The organism is Lysinibacillus capsici, assembly GCF_003367505.1.
Taxonomy (GTDB): domain Bacteria; phylum Bacillota; class Bacilli; order Bacillales_A; family Planococcaceae; genus Lysinibacillus; species Lysinibacillus capsici.
This window is the reverse complement of the sequence record NZ_PXXX01000011.1, coordinates 195485-215017: the sequence shown is the minus strand read 5'-3', so window position 1 is coordinate 215017 and position 19533 is coordinate 195485. Positions and strand designations below refer to the sequence as shown.

Annotated in this window: 19 protein-coding genes and 1 pseudogene; 14 read left to right on the top strand and 6 right to left on the bottom strand. The window is 35.0% G+C overall.

Going from position 1 to position 19533, the window contains the following annotated elements:
- Positions 1-20: 20 nt before the first annotated feature.
- On the top strand, positions 21-2177 hold the full coding sequence (locus C7B89_RS10165; RefSeq protein WP_115673637.1) for an ATP-dependent helicase: 2157 nt from the start codon (positions 21-23) through the stop codon (positions 2175-2177).
- 55 nt (positions 2178-2232) lie between these two features.
- On the opposite strand, the gene C7B89_RS10160 is transcribed toward C7B89_RS10165, so the two are convergent.
- Positions 2233-3111: a LysR family transcriptional regulator gene (locus tag C7B89_RS10160; RefSeq protein ID WP_054550208.1), complete on the bottom strand. Its 879-nt coding sequence runs from the start codon at positions 3109-3111 to the stop codon at positions 2233-2235.
- A gap of 182 nt (positions 3112-3293) precedes the next feature.
- Here C7B89_RS10160 and C7B89_RS10155 point away from each other — a divergent pair, with 182 nt between their 5' ends.
- Positions 3294-4187 carry a DMT family transporter gene (locus C7B89_RS10155; RefSeq protein WP_054550207.1) on the top strand — a complete coding sequence of 298 codons (894 nt, stop codon included), beginning with the start codon at positions 3294-3296 and terminating at the stop codon, positions 4185-4187.
- A gap of 188 nt (positions 4188-4375) precedes the next feature.
- Here C7B89_RS10155 and C7B89_RS10150 read toward each other — a convergent pair whose 3' ends face one another.
- Positions 4376-4996 (bottom strand): class I SAM-dependent methyltransferase, encoded by a 621-nt coding sequence (locus C7B89_RS10150; protein ID WP_048392989.1) that lies wholly within the window; start codon positions 4994-4996, stop codon positions 4376-4378.
- Positions 4997-5497: 501 nt separating this feature from the next.
- Here C7B89_RS10150 and C7B89_RS10145 point away from each other — a divergent pair.
- On the top strand, positions 5498-5818 hold the full coding sequence (locus C7B89_RS10145) for an ArsR/SmtB family transcription factor (protein ID WP_048392987.1): 321 nt from the start codon (positions 5498-5500) through the stop codon (positions 5816-5818).
- A 548-nt stretch (positions 5819-6366) separates the two neighbouring features.
- Here the strand turns inward: C7B89_RS10145 and C7B89_RS10140 are convergent.
- A complete protein-coding gene (locus C7B89_RS10140) occupies positions 6367-6642 on the bottom strand; it encodes a YqhV family protein (protein WP_048395961.1) in 276 nt (91 codons plus the stop codon).
- 372 nt (positions 6643-7014) lie between these two features.
- Here C7B89_RS10140 and C7B89_RS10135 point away from each other — a divergent pair, with 372 nt between their 5' ends.
- The 6 genes from C7B89_RS10135 to C7B89_RS10110 all read left to right on the top strand — a co-directional run bounded on the left by C7B89_RS10135 (position 7015) and on the right by C7B89_RS10110 (position 11884).
- Positions 7015-7725 (top strand): cytochrome c biogenesis CcdA family protein, encoded by a 711-nt coding sequence (locus C7B89_RS10135; RefSeq protein ID WP_112118605.1) that lies wholly within the window; start codon positions 7015-7017, stop codon positions 7723-7725.
- A 38-nt stretch (positions 7726-7763) separates the two neighbouring features.
- Positions 7764-8297 (top strand): thiol-disulfide oxidoreductase ResA, encoded by a 534-nt coding sequence (resA, locus tag C7B89_RS10130; protein ID WP_115673636.1) that lies wholly within the window; start codon positions 7764-7766, stop codon positions 8295-8297.
- Positions 8298-8358: 61 nt separating this feature from the next.
- Positions 8359-8511 (top strand): DUF1541 domain-containing protein, encoded by a 153-nt coding sequence (locus C7B89_RS10125; RefSeq protein ID WP_425269281.1) that lies wholly within the window; start codon positions 8359-8361, stop codon positions 8509-8511.
- Positions 8512-8754: 243 nt separating this feature from the next.
- Positions 8755-9633 (top strand): C39 family peptidase, encoded by an 879-nt coding sequence (locus C7B89_RS10120; RefSeq protein WP_054550203.1) that lies wholly within the window; start codon positions 8755-8757, stop codon positions 9631-9633.
- Between the two features lie 50 nt (positions 9634-9683).
- Positions 9684-10223, top strand: a complete 540-nt coding sequence (locus C7B89_RS10115) for a TVP38/TMEM64 family protein (RefSeq protein WP_115673635.1) — start codon at positions 9684-9686, stop codon at positions 10221-10223.
- 125 nt (positions 10224-10348) lie between these two features.
- Entirely contained in the window at positions 10349-11884 is a 1536-nt protein-coding gene (locus C7B89_RS10110) for a multicopper oxidase family protein (RefSeq protein ID WP_115673634.1), read from the top strand.
- Positions 11885-12113: 229 nt separating this feature from the next.
- Here the strand turns inward: C7B89_RS10110 and C7B89_RS10105 are convergent, their stop codons facing one another.
- Entirely contained in the window at positions 12114-12443 is a 330-nt protein-coding gene (locus C7B89_RS10105) for a hypothetical protein (protein WP_115673633.1), read from the bottom strand.
- Positions 12444-12618: 175 nt separating this feature from the next.
- The gene (locus C7B89_RS10100) at positions 12619-14046 is read right to left on the bottom strand and encodes a serine hydrolase domain-containing protein (RefSeq protein WP_115673632.1); all 1428 of its coding nucleotides are present in this window, start codon (positions 14044-14046) and stop codon (positions 12619-12621) included.
- Positions 14047-14605: 559 nt separating this feature from the next.
- Between C7B89_RS10100 and C7B89_RS10095 the strand changes: the two genes are divergently transcribed.
- Positions 14606-15100, top strand: a complete 495-nt coding sequence (locus C7B89_RS10095; protein ID WP_115673631.1) for an NUDIX hydrolase — start codon at positions 14606-14608, stop codon at positions 15098-15100.
- A gap of 465 nt (positions 15101-15565) precedes the next feature.
- Here C7B89_RS10095 and C7B89_RS10090 read toward each other — a convergent pair whose 3' ends face one another.
- On the bottom strand, positions 15566-15712 hold the full coding sequence (locus C7B89_RS10090; RefSeq protein ID WP_083225250.1) for a YrzI family small protein: 147 nt from the start codon (positions 15710-15712) through the stop codon (positions 15566-15568).
- A gap of 605 nt (positions 15713-16317) precedes the next feature.
- Between C7B89_RS10090 and C7B89_RS10085 the strand changes: the two are divergent.
- The 4 genes and pseudogenes from C7B89_RS10085 to C7B89_RS10070 all read left to right on the top strand — a co-directional run bounded on the left by C7B89_RS10085 (position 16318) and on the right by C7B89_RS10070 (position 18911).
- Positions 16318-16662: pseudogene (locus C7B89_RS10085) on the top strand (NUDIX hydrolase).
- A 212-nt stretch (positions 16663-16874) separates the two neighbouring features.
- Positions 16875-17822, top strand: coding sequence for a helix-turn-helix transcriptional regulator (locus tag C7B89_RS10080; protein ID WP_066036714.1), 948 nt, complete (start codon positions 16875-16877; stop codon positions 17820-17822).
- Between the two features lie 67 nt (positions 17823-17889).
- Positions 17890-18426, top strand: coding sequence for a DinB family protein (locus tag C7B89_RS10075; RefSeq protein ID WP_066036715.1), 537 nt, complete (start codon positions 17890-17892; stop codon positions 18424-18426).
- A gap of 11 nt (positions 18427-18437) precedes the next feature.
- A complete protein-coding gene (locus C7B89_RS10070; RefSeq protein ID WP_066036716.1) occupies positions 18438-18911 on the top strand; it encodes an EVE domain-containing protein in 474 nt (157 codons plus the stop codon).
- Positions 18912-19533 lie beyond the last annotated feature (622 nt).

Below are 19533 nucleotides of genomic sequence, written 5' to 3'. Positions count from 1 at the left end.
TTTAGAACGGAGTAATTGATATGAATGGAGCGCAAAAAGCATTTTTTGAAGAAAAGGAGCGTTCACTTGGCGTTTATCTAAATGATGTGCAAAAGCAGGCCGTATTGCAAACGAATGGACCGCTGCTACTATTGGCATCTCCTGGTTCAGGAAAAACGACGACGATTATTATGCGTATTGGCTATATGATCGAGGCGCTTGGTGTCAAGCCTGCTCGCATAAAGGCTGTTACGTTTAGTAAGGCATCAGCAAATGATATGAAGGCACGTTTTGCAAAGTTTTTTCCGCATTTGCCACCAGTTGATTTTTCGACGATTCATAGTTTAGCATTTCAAGTTGTCCGGCAGACACTTGAACGTCAGGGCATTTCGTACGGGATTATCGAAGAAGCGGACGGGCCTGGTGTAATGTCAAAAAAACGAGTGCTTCGTGAGATTTTTGAACAATTAAATGGCTCCAAAATTACGGAAGATCAGTTAGACGAGCTACTGACGTACATAACGTTCATCAAAAATAAAATGCTGCCAGAACAGGAATGGGCAATTGCAGAAGTAAAGGTGCCAAGAAAAGTCGAGATTTTACAGCATTATGAGGAATATAAGCGCACAGCTAGTGACCGATTGCTCATTGATTTTGACGATATGCTGTTAATGGCGAATGATATTTTTACGAAAAATCGAGAGGTGTTGGCGCAATATCAGCGTCGATACGATTTTTATTTAACGGATGAAAGTCAGGATACATCGCCTGTTCAACATGCGATCATCGAGAAGCTTGTCGCTGTCCATCAAAATTTATGCGTCGTTGCCGATGAGGATCAGGCCATTTATAGCTGGCGCGGTGCAGAGCCAGATTATTTGTTGAATTTCCAAAAGATTTATCCAGAGGCACGTGTTTTACTAATGACACAAAATTATCGTTCATCTGCCTCGATTGTAGAGCCAGCCAATCTTTTCATTCAGCGAAATAAAAAACGATATAACAAACAAATGTTTACGCAAAATCCTGCAGCAGAGCCAATCTCGTTTAAAATCCTAGAGAATTACAGCTTACAGGCCAAATATGTAGTGAATCAGTTAAAAAGCTTGTCTAAGCGTGGCTCAACGGCTGTTTTATATCGAAATAATACGTCAGCCATTCCTCTTATGGACGCGTTAGACAGAGCGGGCTTGCCTTTCTATATGAAAGATTCCACCATTCGCTTTTTTACGCATTGGGTTGTGGAGGATATAATGAACTTCATGCGTCTAGCGTACAATACAAAAAATATCTCGATATTTGAAAAAGTTTACAGAAAAATGAATGCTTATATTACACCAACACAATTAAAGGCACTGCAGAAAGTACCGGAGGATGGCTGTGTATTCTCACTATTACTAGAGCATGTGGAATTAAAGGATTATCAGCCTGAATATATTAAGCGAATTCGCAAAACGTATGATAGCATTCAATTTGATCAAACAACACCAACAGCCATGCTAGAGCATATCCGTTATGACTTTGGTTATGAGCGTGCCTTAAAGAAAATGAGCGAGGACCTCGGTTTTAATTATGAAAATTTACTAGATATTGTGGATGTACTTGGACTAATTGCTCGCCATACGTCGACGATGACTGAATTTGCGGGTCGTTTGAAGAACCTTGAAAATTTAGCACGTACATCTCATCTGAAAAATGAAATGAATGCCATTACATTAACAACCTTACACAGTTCAAAGGGCTTGGAATTTGATCGTGTGTATTTGATTGACTTAATTGATGGGATTTTACCTACTGAGACGGAAGAAGCAATAGAGGAAGAAACAAGACTCTTTTATGTCGGTATCACACGTGCAATTCGCCATTTGGAATTAATTTCGTACAGCAAGCGCTTTAAAGCAAGTGTGGTGCCATCAATATTTATGAAGGCGTTAAAGCAAATCGTTTCACCTCAGGAATTACCAAAGAAAGCGTCGAAAAGTCCGAGGAAAGCATTGAAGCAATACCGTAATGATCAGACAATTACAACGGAGTCAGCGTTAATCGTTGGCTCAAAGGTGAAGCATGTGATGTTTGGAGAGGGAAAAATTTTGGAGGTCACAAGTAGCACGATCAAATTGTCATTTGATGCAGGGATAAAGCAGTTTATGACGGATACATGTTTACAGCAAGGCTATTTAGAAGCGGTGGAAGATTAATGCAGCGTATTCGAGATTTTTTCGAATACGCTTTTTATAGTGTGCAAAATAATAGCTAAACTTCTTTTTTTCTCTTTCTATAGGATAAATATTCTATAAATCTCTTTGCTGCAAGTGACAGCGATTGTTGCTCTCTCATCGCAATCCCAATAGTTCGAAAAGCAGGGATCTCAAGCTCTTTCGCGATAATTTGGTACGGAATGCGTTCTAAAATCAGTTCAGGTAATATACTGATTCCCAACCCGTTTTCCACCATTGACATAATGGCATAGTCGTCCCATGTTGTAAAAGAAATGTGCGGCGAGATATTATGTTTCTCAAAAATTTCGGAGATTTCAGCTTTTGCGCCTTTTTCTAAAAGCATGAATGGACTGGTCAATAGTTCACTTATAGGAAATTTATCGCAATCAGCAAGAGGATGATCCTGATGAATGACTACCAACAAACGGTCTTGCTCTACAAAGATTGTTTCCATTTTAGCTTTTGTTGGTAGTCGCAAAAATCCAAAGTCGACCCTACCTTCGATAATCCAGCTTTCGATTTCGGTGTAATCTCCTAAGAGTAACTCGAAATCAATCCCTGGATAATCCTGCTTAAAGAATTTGATCATATAAGGTAGCCAATGTGTTGCTACACTAGAAAATGTACCAATTCGGATGATTCCTGATTGGATATCATGTAAGTCTTCGATCTGCATCATTAACATTTCATGCTCATTACATATACGTTGTAATTGGGGCAGTAACTTTAAGCCATCGGATGTTAAACTGATTCCAGCACGACCTCGTTCAAAAAGGGAAATTCCCCATTCTGATTCTAAATCGTTGATCATACGGCTGATACCAGACTGTGTATAGTTTAATGCATCGGCAGCACTTGTAAAGCTCCCATATTCTACTGCTTTGACAAAGGCCATATATTTTTGGATATTCATTGCGCTATCCCCCTTGCATGCTATTTAGTTATGTGTAGCATGACAAACATTCAATTTTGTAATACATATAAGTATGCTATGCTATTCCCATTACAAAAGCAAGTTGAAAGGGAGTGGAAGGAAAGGACGGAAAAAGCACCTAATAGTTCCTATTAAATTGCGGTAGGTTAGGGGAGTAGACCATGAAATCTAAATTTCAATTTATCGTATCAATGATTATTTTTGGCACAATCGGTTTAGTTGTACGTTACATTGATTTAGCGGCGAGTGAAAGAGCTTTACTAAGTAGTTTACTAGGATGCTTATTTTTATTCTTCATCTTCTCCATAATGAAGAAAAAAATATCCTGGAATTTAGTGAAATCGAATGCTTTATTTTTGTTTCTCTCAGGCGTTGCATTGGGAGGAAACTGGATTTTTCTCTATCAATCCTACGACCACACATCACTTGCCAATGCCACACTAGGATATTACTTTGCACCAGTATTTGTAATGATTCTTTCACCTGTTGTACTTAGGGAACAATTATCCATAAAGAAAATAATATGCATTGTCATAGCAATTATCGGTATGATAATGATTGTAGGAGAAGGGGTGAGTGCAACGGAATCAGATGATTTCCTTGGACTTACCTTTGGATTGATGGCAGCTGCGTTTTATGCGGCATTGTTACTTTTAAACAAATTTATTAAAGAGATGGACAAGCTAGAGATGACCATTATTCAACTTGGAACAACTGCATTATTACTGCTGCCGTATGTTTTTTTGACAGAAGGCTTTGGGATTTTTGGATTATCAAGCGCATCTATTCCTTTTATTTTAATTTTAGGTATCGTTAATACAGGGATTGGATTTTGGTTATTTTTCTCGGGAATGGAAAAATTGAAAGGGCAGAGTATTGCGATGCTAAGTTATGTCGATCCTTTTGTAGCAATATTGATTTCTGCAATGATATTGCAAGAACAAATGACCCTAGTGCAAATTATCGGAGGGGTATTTTTATTAGGTTCTACATTTGTTAGCGAAATTCGATTTTTTAACTTTTCAAAACAACTCATGAAAAAACAAATAGAGTAACAATTTATCACGGGAGACTTAAATCGATAGTACATGGTATTTAACATTTATAGGGTTGTTCAATTACTAAGACAACAATCAGCCAATTCAAGTTGGCTAATTGTTGTTTTTTAAACTCTTGATAAGATGCTTGAGCTTCTTGATGAGTTTCTCCAAAACGTTAACTGCTAGTTCAGCTATGCCCTTAGCTAAGAGAGTTTAAGAACTTCAATATATCTATACATACCCTTTAACATAACAGATTCATCTCTTATAATTCTGAGCCTTTGATCATTTTGTTTAAACAACTCCTCAAAACTTCTACCAATATCTGTTCCTAACATACTTATAAATGGCCTTACCAATTTTTTTGTTAGCGTTAGTTTTTGATTTTTAGGAGCAAATTTATCAAAGATAAGAATTCTACCATCCTTCTTTAAAACTCTTATCATCTCTTCAAAGCATTTATTTTCATTAGGAACCACAGAAAGTATTAAACTAGCTACAATATAGTCAAATGATTCATCTGCAAAAGACATTTTTTGAGCATCCATTTCTAAAAAATTGATAGAAGAGTGCTCGAATTTATGTTGAGCTTTCGCTAGCATATCAGGAGAATAATCAATGGCAGTTATATCATAATCAACATAGTTGATTAATTCTAAATCAGCCCCAGTACCAATACCTACATAGAGGATTTTTTGTTTACGCTGAAAAGGCACTTCTTGAAAAATCCTCTTTCTAGTCTTTAAAAAAGTACCTGTATTAAAAAATTTATCGTAAAAGGAAGAGCCAATTTTATAGATAATTTTGTTCCACGTATTATTCAATGCTACATCCAGCCTTTCTACAGAGCGTATGAACTTCTAAAATCCTGTGTCCCCTCCGAAAATAGGAGTGACCCACGCAATAATCTTTGTCATCATGTCAAAATATAATAAAATCCCATTAAAATCAATAATCATAAATGGCTTCTTTTTGGAAGAAACGTAATTTGAGACAGCTTAAGAAAGGAAATTGAAAAACCAAGTACATTAATAAGTATGTATAATAAGCCTTTATCAGGGTTTGTTAGCCCTAAAGCCATTATTACAAGTATCCAGCCAGTTGTGAAACCTGTCCCAAATTTAATCTAATATTCCTTTTCAGACAGTAAAAAATCTAACTTGAGGATGCCTACGTTTATTAGCTGAAGAGAGACCCATATTTTTTTAAAATTTTTGACAGACATATTAGGTAGTGCTAGTATGTTTGACACACATATTAGTGATATCGAATATGATCATATCAAAACATATTAGCTAAGTCTAATATGAATTGGAGGAGATTTTGTGACAGAAAAAAATATTGACTTAAAAATTAAACTAATTCATGGATTTTCAAACAAGGTAAGACTTCAAATTTTAGAGTGTATCAAAGAGAAAGAGAAGACAGTATCTCAAATCGTCGAGGAATTAAAGGGGAATCAGTCTAATATCTCTCAACACTTAGCCTGTTTAAAAGGGTGTGGCATTATTGTTGGTCGTAATGAAGGAAAATATTGCTACTATAGTTTGAGAAATGAGCGTATTCGCGAACTTCTTGAAATGTTTGATACGGTTTTAGAAGATGTTCATTCTGATGTTGCGTGCTGTGCAAACCATGTAGATTAAAGATATATATAAATAAAAGCAGATTCCATAATATATAGGGAAGGATGCAGGAGATTTAAAATTATGAGGAAATAGGTGTTCCTTAACTATATGAATGAGCTAGTACAGAAAAAATCAAAGATAGAGGAACATCTTTACCAATAGGGTTAGTGGTCGTAAAGGTTTAATTAAGGTTAGTCCAAAGTAGAAAACTACCTGATCTGAATAGAAATTATAAAAGGGTTACTGAGATAATGTAACCCTTATTGAGGGAGGTCGTGACGGTCAACCAACGCCACCACCGTATAAGTGCGTGCGATACACTCAATATAAATTTGTGCAAATAAAGGCTAATTATACATAAAAAAAAGCAGCGTCGTCACACGCTACAGTAATTTAATGAACATGTTAGGTGATTCATAAAAGAGTTTAACAAAGATTATGAATGGAACCATGCTATAAAGATACAGAAGATAACTTGGATCCAAAAGGTTGTGAAGATTATTTTTTCGTCAAACTCATATTCTGACACTTGTATGCTTTTGCTGAATTTTAATAATATTTTATATTTATTTAATATGTGAGCTAATAATAATAAGTGTTATACCCGTAAATAAGCAAACGATTCTTGTCACAGGTATTTTATCTGCTAGTCCAAATAATGCAATTGCTGTCGTTACGATTAAAACTGTTGGACCAACCAAAGCAAGCATTGTATTAATATAAAATGCTTTTTCTAGATTATTTAACTTTAGCATCAACAATCCAGCACTTACTTCAATACTCCCAGACAATACACGTAAAATAACCATAGCAAGAACCGACTTTTCAATAATTGTCATCATCCTATCTTTATAGAAAATTTAATATAATTCCATCATGAATAGAATAATAGATTTTAGTTTTAATGAAATACTAAAATCAATATATGTATGATTCGTGTCTAATATTCTTGTTAGATTATGCTTTAATCCTTAGACTAGGAATATAATTAAAGATTTTTCCAATGTTTAGAATTAGCATAATAAATGAGCTGTGTTTCTAAAGTTGAAACACGGCTCATTTTTTATTTTTAATCCCTATTTAGATTAATGAAAAATTAGAAAGCTATCAAAAAAATTCTAATTCTTATATCACGCTGCATATGCATATATTCTCCATATTTATAGTCTATACTTTATTTTCAAATGGACTATAGAAAGGTTGAGTGAGCGTATTTGTTAGAGCATTTAAATTTACTTCTTGCATTTGGTGCTGGATTATTATCATTTTTATCACCTTGTTCATTACCATTGTATCCAGCTTTTCTATCTTATGTAACAGGAATATCCTTTAATGAACTAAAAGAAGAAAAAGGGATTTTGAGGCGAAAATCTCTGATACATACCCTGCTTTTTTTACTTGGTTTTTCTATTATTTTTATGGCATTAGGTTTTTCAACTTCTTTTATCGGACAGATTTTTATTCAGTATAAAGAGTTCCTAAGACAAATTGGAGCAATTATCATGGTCTTTTTTGGATTAGTTATTCTAGGTTTTTTTAAAATCGATATTTTACAATCTGAAAAAAAGATTCATTTTAAAAAAAGGCCCAAAGGATATTTTGGTTCGGTACTTATTGGTATGGGTTTTGCAGCTGGATGGACACCTTGTACTGGACCAATTCTTGCAGGAGTAATAGCTTTAGGCGTGTCTGATCCCGGGAAGGGTATGTTGTACATGCTATTTTATGTGCTAGGTTTTTCTATACCTTTCCTAATAATGTCTTTATTTATCGGAAAAATGAAGTTTCTTCAAAGAAAAAATGGACTGTTTATGAAAATAGGTGGTGCAATAATGATTGTGATGGGGGTTTTATTATACTTTGATATGATGACTAAAATTATTGCGTTTTTAACACCGATTTTTGGAGGGTTTACTGGTTTCTAGTTTTACATATATAAGAGAGGAAGGAGCCTAACTTCATTATGGATAAAAAAAAGAGAAGATTTCTTATGCGTTCAATTATATTAATTATATTATTTGGGGCAATATTCTTCACAGTCTATACAACTTTAACGCAAGATAAAAATGAAGTATTAAAAATAGGGGACGATGCTCCAAATTTTACTCTAGTTGATATGCATGGTGAGAAACATAATTTGGAAGAATACAAAGGACAAGGTGTCTTTTTAAACTTTTGGGGTACTTGGTGCAAACCTTGCGAAAGAGAATTTCCAATTATAGATAGATATTATAATGATTATAAAGAAAAGGGTATACAGGTATTAGCTATAAATATAGCAGAATCCGACTTCGTGGTTCAAAATTATATTGACCGAAAAGGTCTAACTTTTCCGGTTTTAATAGATAAAAATAAAAGTGTAATGGAAGCATATAATATCAATCCATTACCAACGACTATTCTTATTAATTCTGAGGGGAAAATAGAAAAAATAATCACTGGAGAAATGAAAGAACAAGATATAAAGAATTATATGGAACTAATTCTACCAGACTAAAAAATGATTCTTAATATCACTAAAGTCAATTTTGGGTAATTCAAAAATTGTTACATTGCATGTGCAGCGAAGACAAAATGAAGGAGATGGAAGAGGAATCAATTCCGCAGAAGAAACAACTGTGTATATGGTTAACTACACTTCTACTTCTGGTGTAAAAATAACAATTCATAAATGGCTAACGGAAAGTGATGATCTACTCCGTAAAAATTAAATACTCAGAGATGTTCGACGAGTCAAGTCAATTTTGACAAATGGAACATCTTTTTTTTATGAAGAAATTCTAAAAATCCATTTTAATTTTAATCCATAATTTCTCCATAATTATTCGTTATATTCATTTTGAATCATGTAATAATAACGGGAGGAGGTATGGGGCATTAGAAAGTGGGGAATTATTTTCACTTTAGGATTATTAGCAGTTATTTTAGAGGGTTGTACAAATAAAAATACAAACTTGAATACCATAACAGTGTTAACCGTTGAATTTTTTAGTGGAGATCCACTTAATGATCTATATGTGGTGTTACTTAATGAAGAAGGGAAAGAAATAGATTCAACAATTAGTTTGAATAAAGGTGAGGCTCAATTTAATAATTTGCAACCGAATGAAACCTATACAGTAAAAGTAGGGAATCCAAACAATTTTACAACAGGAATGTATTTAACAGAGAAAAAATTTACGTATACGTCATCTACACAATCCATATTAGTGCAAACATATGCAGTAAATCATAATAAAGGATTTGGAGTTCCTGTAATTCTACAAAATCCTGAATTACCAAATGGGTGTGAAATAACTACTCTTACAGCAGTACTTAATTACTATGGTGCAGAAACATCTAAATTAGAAATGGATCAAAATTATTTACCTAAACAATCGTTTGAATACAAAATGAAAAAAAAGTATGGGCCAAATCCTAATCAAGCATATGGCGGCGAGCCAAGCAATCTAGAAACGGGTACATATGTTTTTGCAGAACCAATTGTCAAAGCAGCTAATAATTTTATCACCGAGAGAAAGTTAGATTTACATGCAAAAAATAGTAGTGGAAGTACAATAAAAGAAATAACAAATTATATTAGACAGGGAATACCAGTTATTATATGGGTAACATTGGACCTCTCACCACCAAAGGTTAAAGGGGGATGGATTATGGAAGAAGCAGGTGAGTACCATCAAATGTATCAAAATTTACATACAATGGTACTATTATCTGTGGGAAATACGACTGTGGAAGTAATGGATCCACGTAAGGGATTGATAACATTGGATAAGGGAGCATTTTTTAATAGCTATGAAGCATTAGGCGAACAGGCAGTTGTTGTTTATTAACAATAGTTCATTATATGCAAGTAATAGGTTAAAAAAGATAGCGTTTAATCATGGAAGAAAAATTACTTCAATTACTTGAACAATCTGGATTATTTGCAATTTTGGTTAGTTTAATGATAAATACTTTGGTTAGTATTATAGGTATACTACCAAGTGTTTTTGTTACAGCTACTAACCTTGTGTTTTTTGGCGTATTCAACGGTTTGTTGATTTCTATTATCGGTGAATCACTTGGTGCAGTTATTAGCTTTATTTTATATAGAAAAGGAATCAATAAATGGAAAAGACCGTTCGTATTACACCCTAAACTTTTAAAATTAAAGGAGTTGGAAGGGTCTGATGCATTTTGGATAATTGTCAGTTTAAGGATTTTACCTTTTATGTCATCAGGTCTTGTGACTTTTACTAGTGCATTTTCTAAGGTGTCATTAGGCACATTTGCGCTTGCTAGTACGATTGGAAAAATACCAGCCTTAATCTTTGAAGCAGGAGCCGTATATGGTTTTATGCAAGTAAATTTAATAGGAAAAATTGTAATAAGTATCTTATTAATGTCAATTATCATTTTGATTTGGAAAGTTAAGAAGTAAAAAAAGTCATATCAAAGTTTTCTTAGATAGAGTGGTTAATACTTGTCTTATTTAATTACAAATCCATAATTTCTCCATACTTCTTTGTTATAGTGCCTATGTAAAGAATAAAAGGAGGAAACATAATGAAATCTAAACTTTTGATTGCTTCATTATTGGTAGGCGCTATTATAATGGGGGGATGTAGTGCGGGTAATTCGGAATCTAATAATAATTCAAATATGGACCATTCTACTATGTCTGGTATGGACCATTCCAATATGAGTGATGAAGAAATGAAAAACATGGAGGGTATGGATAATAAAGATAATAGCATGGAAAATGGTCATGCGAGTCATAACAATCCATTAGCATTAAATAATTCAACTGGGGAAAATGAGCTTGCGCTTCCACCTATTATTGAACCTAAAAATGGAATTGTTGATATTACTGCTCAACAAGGAACGACAGAAATCCTTAAGGGAACTAAAACAGAGACATATGGATATAATGGTTCTTTTTTAGGGCCAGTCATTCGTATTCATAAAGATCAAACGGTAACGTTTAGAACTAAAAATGCTTTATCTGAACCAACAACATTTCACTGGCATGGATTAGAAATTCCCGGAAATGGTGATGGCGGTCCACATCAAGTCTTAGAGCCAGGTGTAACAGAAGATGTGAATTTTACAGTTAATCAAGGAGCATCTACGCTGTGGTTCCATCCACATCCAGAAGGTGCTACAGCAGAGCAAGTATATAAAGGTTTAGCTGGCTTAATTTATATTGATGATGAAAATTCGCAAAAAATCAATTTACCGAATGAGTATGGTGTGAATGATTTTCCGTTAGTATTCCAAGATAGACAATTTACTGAAGAAAAGCAATTAAATTATCAAGCAGTCCTTAATGAGGATGGTACAATAGGAGATACTTTGTTAATTAATGGTACTGTGAATCCTAAACTTACTGTCGGTAAAGAAAAAATAAGACTTCGATTATTAAACGGTTCTAATGCTCGTAATTATACGTTTAAATTGAATAATGGAGCTACATTCCAACAAATTGCTACTGATGGAGGTTTCTTAAATCAACCAACTGATATGAAAGAAATTACCTTAACACCAGGTGAGCGAGCAGAGGTAATAGTGGATTTTTCAAAGATGGATGACAAAACTGATATAGCATTAATAAATGAAGAAGGAATTACCCTTTTACCATTTAAAATTGAACAAAAAGCTGCAAGTACAAGTAACATTGCACAAAAATTAAATGATTTTGGTGTTACGGAAGAGGAAAAAACCTTACCAGTTACAAAGAAACTTGAACTTTTTGGTATGGGCACAATGGTTTCAATCAATGGTTCACAGTTTGATATGAATCGCATTGATTTCACTCAAAAACAGGGAGATACTGAAATTTGGGAAATTTATAATAAACCTGATATGATGGGTGGCATGACACATCCTTTCCACATACATGGCACTCAATTTAAAATCGTGTCGATTGATGGGAAAGAACCTCCTTTAAATTTAAAAGGGTGGAAGGATACTGTTTCAGTTGAAGCTGGTCAAACAGTTAAATTAGCAGTGAAGTTCAATAATAAGGGCATTTACATGTTCCATTGCCATGTCCTTGAACATGAAGAAAATGGGATGATGGGTCAAGTTGAAGTAAAATAAAATAGTTTAAAAACCTCCATATATTTGGAGGTTTTTTAGATGTCATTCAAGAGTGGATTTTAAACGACTTAAAACACCAGATAAAGCCATTTCGAGCCATTTAAATGCTTTCTGTTGCTTTAAAGACTTCTAGGATACGACCTTTTTGTAACTTAACAATTAAATAAGCTACCATTAGTCTGAAAACTAATAGTAGCTTATTGTACATCTTCAAGCTTCTGCCATATTTTTATTCTTTAAATAATTGCTTAAGCTGAGGGTATTTTTCAACCATTTCATTTAGATTCTGAGTTCGAGTATCTTTTTCTCTTAGAGTAAGATAATCATGTGCACTTACAACTACTTCATTAATGAATTCATTTTCTTCACAAACTCCTTTTAACCGACTTTTCATACTATTTTTTGAAGAAATAACCACTAAGTTATTTCGTTTATTTATAATTTTTTCTAAGGTCCATTCAATGTTATTCTTAGATAAATTAGTTTCTGATATTAGGATTAAAAAGAGTTTTTCCAGTTGATCCTGTCCAATAAAGTGGGTGGTGATTTTGTAAAACATGTACCATACTACTTCTTTGTAAAAGGACCGTATTTCCATTCCCAATGCTTACAGTAGCAGACTTAAATGTTGCAGTTGCAGTTTCAATTTCTGCTGCAGTAGCAGGTTTATTAAGCATACCGATAATTTTATATTTTATTACTTAACATTATGATTATCTTGGGAGCGAGGTATTTTATCGGTGAGTGTATACAAACCATGTAATGCTGGCTGTTAATAATGCTGACGAAATCAACGCTGTAAGAATACTATATGTTTGCCAAATAAGTATCGTTGACCAATCGATAGCATAGCACAGTATACCAAGGACAATCGTAGCCATCAGGAAAATAACTGTTATGATTATCCTCTTTTTTGTCATTGGCTGCCTCTTATTCGTTTTCCTTTTTCGTAATCCTAAGAAAAATAGCAGAACAGCCAATAGGCAAAGAATAATAGTGATAGACGATAAAATGATATCCAAAAGCTGTGTGCCACTTATTTCATATGACTGAGTTAGATTGCCGTCTAATATATCTTTAACTTTTAGTACCAAGTTTATATTGGTATTTGCGCCGTTGCTCAGCAAGCAGACGGCTGTTCTGTCATTTAGCAGTATGGCTACTTCGGTTCGGAAATTTGGATTGCCCCCAGTATGTTCGATAATTGTTTGGTCGGCGTTTACCGACCAGCCTGCCGCATAATACATATCGTTGACAGCCGAGACAGACATATCACCCCTATGTGATTTTTCGATAACCGTGTGAAATATTTCGGGTATGTCCTGCACAATACCCATCTGTATGCCCATCCAACGTGCCATATCTTTTGTATTAGAAATGATGTAGCCTGCGGGTTTGTTCCCAGCATAATCCGGAGCTTTAAATGGAGTTGTCATAAAAAAGGAAGAACGGTAGCCTTGTGCCAACTGTCCAGTGGCTTGAGCATCTTCTTTATAAACATACGTCTGGTGAAGACCTAACGGCTGAAATACTTGTTCCTTCATAAAGTCTTCATAGCTTTGTTGCGACACAATCTCAATAACCAAACCCAATACGTCATAATTAACGGTTCCATAGTTATACTGTTCACCAGGAGGGAACGCCAATTCAGCATCTACGAGCATTTCCACAGTCTTTTGCAACATATCCGGTGTATTGCCTTGTGGAATATTTTGAGTATGCCTAATATTTGTTAGACCACTGGTATGGTGAAGAAAGTTATTTAGTGTAAGGCTTTGCGTATCAACAGGTTTTCCTTGATACTTTAACGTAAACCAAGGTAAATATTTTTGCACAGGGTCCGTCATTGAGAGCAGCCCTTGCTCTTCCAACAGCATAATACCCATACCAGTAAAAGCTTTACTGACAGAAGCTAACTCATAGAGTGTATTTTCACTTGCAGTCAACCCCTTTTCACGGTCAGCATACCCTGAAGAAAAGTAGAACACTTCATCATCGACAATTATTGAGATTGAAATTCCTGGAACACCTGATATTCGAGAGGCATCATCTAGCAACGCTTGTATTGCCGCAGATTTCGAATCTGACAGTGCATAACTTTGTGTTGTGGATCCTAAGAATAATATAAATATCATTAATACAACAACAATAATCTTTTTCATAAACACTCCTTTTTGAAAAATTATAAGAGAATAATATAAATAACATACTTTTACAACTACTAAACTAAATTATAACGTATCTTTCTATTCACCTTTATAATATTAAGTAAAATGTGAAGAGTTACATTTAACGAACAGATACGTTAGTTCAATAAGAAAAACGATCTTCAACAAAAGGGTGCATTCTGTAATAAGGATCAGCGCTTGTTTGCATTAAAGGGCCAGATTGTGGAATACAAGTTGTAAAACAATCAAGAAATCTATTACCATGAGGGAGGCTTTGCTGATAAGACTTTTAAATTTACTAGATGACGAGAACTCGAATAAGAGTCAGAAGCCTCATTCGTTTAAACGGACCAATATGCAAATTCCAAATATATTCTATTGGCATAAGATTGGTTACTCGTAATATATTCTACAATTGATGCAACATAAAAAACGTATATTTACCACGTTTTAAAATCTATTTCCGGTTTGTTGAATAAGAGGGATTTTTGAAACAGTGTAGAAAGTTAATATTAGGTGATAAATTGCATTTAACAGGAGATGGGATAGATATATGCAGACGATTTTTGTAGACTGGGGTGGAAATAATGTGAAGCTAACTTGGATGCCTCGAATGAAATTAACAGAATCTTTAATAGTGACGAGTGTTCATGCAGTGTGCTTTAGAGATGGGAAAGTGTTATTATCACAAATAAAAAATCGAGGGTTTAATTATCCAGGTGGACACGTAGAGATTGGGGAGAACGTAGAAGAAGCTATACTACGCGAAACATATGAAGAGGGGTATGTAAAGGGAACAATTAAATACATAGGTTCAATTGAAGTAAGCCATAAAGAAAATCTGTCTTATGATTCAAGTGGAAAATATCCATTGATTGCTTATCAGGCATTTTTTAGAATGGATGTTACCGAATGCTTACCTTTTCTCCGAGAACATGAATCATTTGCTCGAATTTGGGTAGAACCCTCTGAAATACCATTTGTAATTAATGACCATAAACTTTCAAAATTAATCTTAGACGATGCGTTAACCTTTTGTTCTTCTTAAACTAACGTGTGCTTTAATTTAATAACAACGATCTTCAACAATCGGACTCTTTCCTGGAAAAAGGAAAGCTCATTTTTCAGTTTAAGGGCTATTTAATTGAATAACGTTTTTAAAGGAATTATGTTGAAAATTAGGTTAGTTGGAAAAGTAATGTACTTAACTAACTGGGAAGGTTAAAGTAATAAGGATTTAATGAATTTCTAAGCAAGAAGGGTTATCACGGTGTAGTCTGGAATAGTTAGTTTATAAGTTTCTTTTTAACTTAATTAACATTGCGATTGGAGTAAGCAACCCGTCCTAGATTAGAACGGGTTAGCTCAACTGAGATTATAAAATTAGCTAAATTATCACTTTATATTACTTCATCTGGTGGTTGTGTCTTTCTCCAGCCATAAAACTGCATGACGTCTTTTGATCATATAATACATTTCAATTACCACCTTTCATGTTTTTTAATTAACAAGATTAAAATTGACGAATACGAATATAATCGTCAATTTTTTTTCGGTTCTCTTCAAAGATTTTTTTCACATATTCATCATGAAGTGCTTTCTCAAGAGAGACCTTACGTTTTGTAATAGTTATCGTGAGCGCAAAAAAGTTTAATATCATTTATTATCACCTCCTTAAAATGTCATGAAAAATGAAAAAAACCGTAGAGAGACTCCTCTACGGCGAAAAAAGGCACAAAAATACCGCAGGGGCACACTTCTCCCTGCGGTATGGGTATGCTTATTTACAAAAAAACCTTAAGCGATCCATTCCGATGCGGTCGAATGTGTGATTTTCATTTTTAATGAAGTTGTAGCTACCAATGACATCAATTTAACGATAACGATCATTTTATTCGACCTCCTTAAGAATTTTTTGTTTACTTTGTAAGTATATCTAAATTTAAGTTGTTTGTAAACATCTTTTACAAAGCTTTCCTAATTATTGAAGAGAGAGCAGTTATGGATGCTACGATACATGGGGGGAATCCAAATCCAGTAATTTCTACAGGGATATAATTACAAAATGAATAAGTATTAGCAGATCATAAAGTATGGTATCCCAACTATAAATACGCATACGAAAGAAAATTACAGTTTTGGGTGGTGGCCATTCTGTTATTGCTAGCACTTGCGGAATTACAGGTAGAGAATTCTGCAACAAAGCTAGTGTGGAATGCGTAAGAAGTCTGTAGAAAAAGCCTATAGGTCGAAGAAAAAGATGCTTTGGCCAGCACATGGCGCACTCGGTGTTTACTTTCACGGGTTGAATATGCAATTTTTAATAGAAGTGATTATGGATATTGGCAGGGATTAGCTGGTGCTGGAGAAGAGGGTGAGACTCCTACTAAACGAGAAGCATTTGAAGAGGTTGGCTTTACAAGAGATTATCCATATATTGAATTAGCTTCTATTTCTTCACTACCAGTAGAAGGTGGAGTTGGGAATTTCCTTTGGAGACAAGACGTTTATGTATTAAAAGAATTTTTATTTGGTGTTAAAGTTCCCTACAAAAGATATATCATTATCCAAAGAGCATGTTTTGAAGAGGCAGTAACACTTTTGAAATAGGATAGCAATAAAACGGCGTTATGGGAGGTTATTAAATCTGATTAACCCCAAACATATGAAAGAAAATATTTAAGCTAAAACGGGTGCTTTGCTTGAAGAACACGGAGTTGCATAGGCAGCTCATTTTTAGGAATACAGCTTCAATATTGCTTGCTGTTATTCAATTATTGGGCAAGTACTGTAATAGAATGCTGAAATTGTGGAGGAAAAAAATGAATAAAACGGAGAGGCAGCTTGCGATCACGCTTGAATTACAGCGAAGCAAAACATTGAGAGCAGAAGATTTAGCTTCTCAATTTGAGACAAGTGTACGTACGATATATAGGGATATTCAAGCACTAAGTGAGGCTGGGGTTCCCATTTTAGGCGCCCCTGGTCAGGGTTATTCCTTAATGGAAGGATATTTTCTACCCCCGGTTAGGTTCACAGCAGAAGAGGCCGTCTCCCTGCTCATGGGAGCTGATTTTATCGAGCAAAGGTTGGATACAGATTATGGTATTAATGCAAGGTCCGCTAAACGCAAAATCGAGGCTACTTTGTCGGAGTCAGTTCGTAACGAGTCAAGGCTTGTTCGGGAAACAATGCGACTGCTTCATATAGGTGAGCAGTCAACTGAAGAGCGGGTAAAAACGTATCTTAATCAAGTTCGCGATGCAATTTTGAAACAGTGCAAAATCAGTTTTATGTATATTAAAAAAATGCCAGGAACAGATGGGAATCGGAAAAATAAACGTGTGGTCTCTCCATATGGATTAACACTTGTCCATGAAAATTGGGTTTTACTAGCATACTGTGATATGAGGCAAGAAATGCGCCATTTCCGCTTGTCCCGGATGTCCGAGCTTTCTGTGTTGGAAGATCAATTTCTTCTACCAAATGATTTTGACCTAAGTAGCTATCGGCCACCTGACAATCGAGATGAAAGAATAATAATGAGGGCAAACCCCGAAATTGCCGACAAAATCATTGAGGCAGTTAATTTTTATATTGAATCTATTGAGGAGCGGAAGGAGGATGTAATCTTTCAATTTCGTGTTCGGTATCCAGAGGAACTATTACAGCATTTACTTGGCTGGGGCGGAGATATCGAGGTGATTGAGCCGAAGTCTTTACGCTTCAAGATTCGGGAAGTAGCGAAAAAAATTCTAGAACACTACTGACATACACCTGTCAGTAGTGTTCTTTTATACTGTGACTATACCAAGATGAAGAGGAGCTGCTTGAAGGATGAAAAGTACAAAGGAAGTATTGAAGTCATTTGAACTTACAGTAGAAAGATATTTGGCAGAACTGACAAAACTCAATATGGATAAAATGCATAGAAAGCTGAACGAAGAAGATTGGTCCATTGGACAGATGTATGTACATTTAATTCAATCAGCTTTCATGCATCTACATAATGTCGAGCAATGTTTAGCTGGTAGCGAATCGACATTGAACCCAGCGAAGGAAAAAACTGAGCAGGGTAAGATTGTTTTTAAACTAGAACAATTTCCTGCTGTTCGTATTAAGGTCCCTGCTTCGCCAAACTATACTCCGCAACCACCAGAGAGCATGGAGCATTTGGTAGAAGGACTTCACAGTGTAGTGGAACGGATGAGGAATACGGAATCAGTTCTACTTCAAGTGCCTGTAAGTAACAAGATACTTCATCCGGCGTTCGGTGCTTTAAACGCGCAGGAATGGTTTATGTTGATTGAAATGCATTACAGACATCATTTTTTACAACTGGATCGTTTGAAAAGTTCAGCATTTGAAGAGTAGGGGGATGCATCATGTCGAATATAACAAGTCAGAAAAGCAGATATTGGATTGGCGTTGTATCCGCTTCTCATGTGAATTTAGCCATAGAAGGTGGTTTTGCACAGTTATGTCACGGTAAGGCAGCACCTTTGCGTAAAATGTCTCCAGGTGATTGGCTGATATACTATTCCCCTCGCACAGACATGTCCAAAGGGAAGCCAGTTCAAGCATTTACTGCTATTGGTCAGGTTACGGATAACGGTGCTTACAAACATCAAGTGTCGGAGTCGTTTGTGCCATTTCGCAGAGATATGCGTTATATTCCTTGTCGAGAAGTTAAGATTGCACTGTTGTTAAACCAGCTCACTTTTACGCGTGGAAATCGCAATTGGGGGTTACCATTCCGTCGAGGTCATTTTGAAATTGGAGCTGAAGATTTTATGACAATCGTTACTTCGATGTTAGATGGTGAGGAACAGGCATTATCCGAGATCCTTAAACACTGATTGTAAGTTGTGAACAGTTTCACTTAAACTTTAGAGTGCTTTAGTTAGATAACAATATTCAACAATTGGACTCTATTGTTGAATAGCGTTCTGTTCTTCTGAATTCACGAGACGAGAATTGTTAAGTAAATAAGAACAAATTAAAAGCGGTCCTCCACAGATTAGTTTGTGGAAGGCCGCCTTTATTAAAAACAGTCACCATTTATAATTGTTTACATCTTGGTTCACTTAACCATATAGATGTAAAATAAAAGATCTATTTAGCTTACGGAGCTTTCCGCAATGATTGCACGAATCAGAAATCAGAAAATTTAGGACTTCACCATACAACAAGCATTCCACCAATCCATGCACCGAAGATATCGTTAATCAAAATGTTGAGCAAATGTGCTTTAATAATTTAATTGCGTCAAACGAATGGCTAAGTATGCTCCCGAAAAAGAGTGAAAAATAGCAAAAGAAAAAAAAGGGAATTCATGCTTTAAAACTTGATGAGACTAATCACCTTTTAGAGCAAACAAAACACAAGAGGGTTTGTTTATCATTTATTTACTAATACAAATGAAGTAGCTAATGACAATGAAATGCATAGCAATTTGTTCTTTCCCTTTCTTGTAAAATG

What these genes read in the sequence shown, in the direction of transcription:
- C7B89_RS10080 (WP_066036714.1), top strand. Translation starts at nt 16,875, where the DNA reads ATGAATAAAACGGAGAGGCAGCTTGCGATCACGCTTGAATTACAGCGA.
- C7B89_RS10105 (WP_115673633.1), bottom strand. Translation starts at nt 12,443, where the DNA reads ATGTTTTACAAAATCACCACCCACTTTATTGGACAGGATCAACTGGAA.
- C7B89_RS10100 (WP_115673632.1), bottom strand. Translation starts at nt 14,046, where the DNA reads ATGAAAAAGATTATTGTTGTTGTATTAATGATATTTATATTATTCTTA.
- C7B89_RS10115 (WP_115673635.1), top strand. Translation starts at nt 9,684, where the DNA reads ATGGAAGAAAAATTACTTCAATTACTTGAACAATCTGGATTATTTGCA.
- C7B89_RS10160 (WP_054550208.1), bottom strand. Translation starts at nt 3,111, where the DNA reads ATGAATATCCAAAAATATATGGCCTTTGTCAAAGCAGTAGAATATGGG.
- C7B89_RS10090 (WP_083225250.1), bottom strand. Translation starts at nt 15,712, where the DNA reads ATGATATTAAACTTTTTTGCGCTCACGATAACTATTACAAAACGTAAG.
- C7B89_RS10165 (WP_115673637.1), top strand. Translation starts at nt 21, where the DNA reads ATGAATGGAGCGCAAAAAGCATTTTTTGAAGAAAAGGAGCGTTCACTT.
- C7B89_RS10110 (WP_115673634.1), top strand. Translation starts at nt 10,349, where the DNA reads ATGAAATCTAAACTTTTGATTGCTTCATTATTGGTAGGCGCTATTATA.
- C7B89_RS10095 (WP_115673631.1), top strand. Translation starts at nt 14,606, where the DNA reads ATGCAGACGATTTTTGTAGACTGGGGTGGAAATAATGTGAAGCTAACT.
- resA (WP_115673636.1), top strand. Translation starts at nt 7,764, where the DNA reads ATGGATAAAAAAAAGAGAAGATTTCTTATGCGTTCAATTATATTAATT.
- C7B89_RS10070 (WP_066036716.1), top strand. Translation starts at nt 18,438, where the DNA reads ATGTCGAATATAACAAGTCAGAAAAGCAGATATTGGATTGGCGTTGTA.
- C7B89_RS10140 (WP_048395961.1), bottom strand. Translation starts at nt 6,642, where the DNA reads ATGATGACAATTATTGAAAAGTCGGTTCTTGCTATGGTTATTTTACGT.
- C7B89_RS10075 (WP_066036715.1), top strand. Translation starts at nt 17,890, where the DNA reads ATGAAAAGTACAAAGGAAGTATTGAAGTCATTTGAACTTACAGTAGAA.
- C7B89_RS10155 (WP_054550207.1), top strand. Translation starts at nt 3,294, where the DNA reads ATGAAATCTAAATTTCAATTTATCGTATCAATGATTATTTTTGGCACA.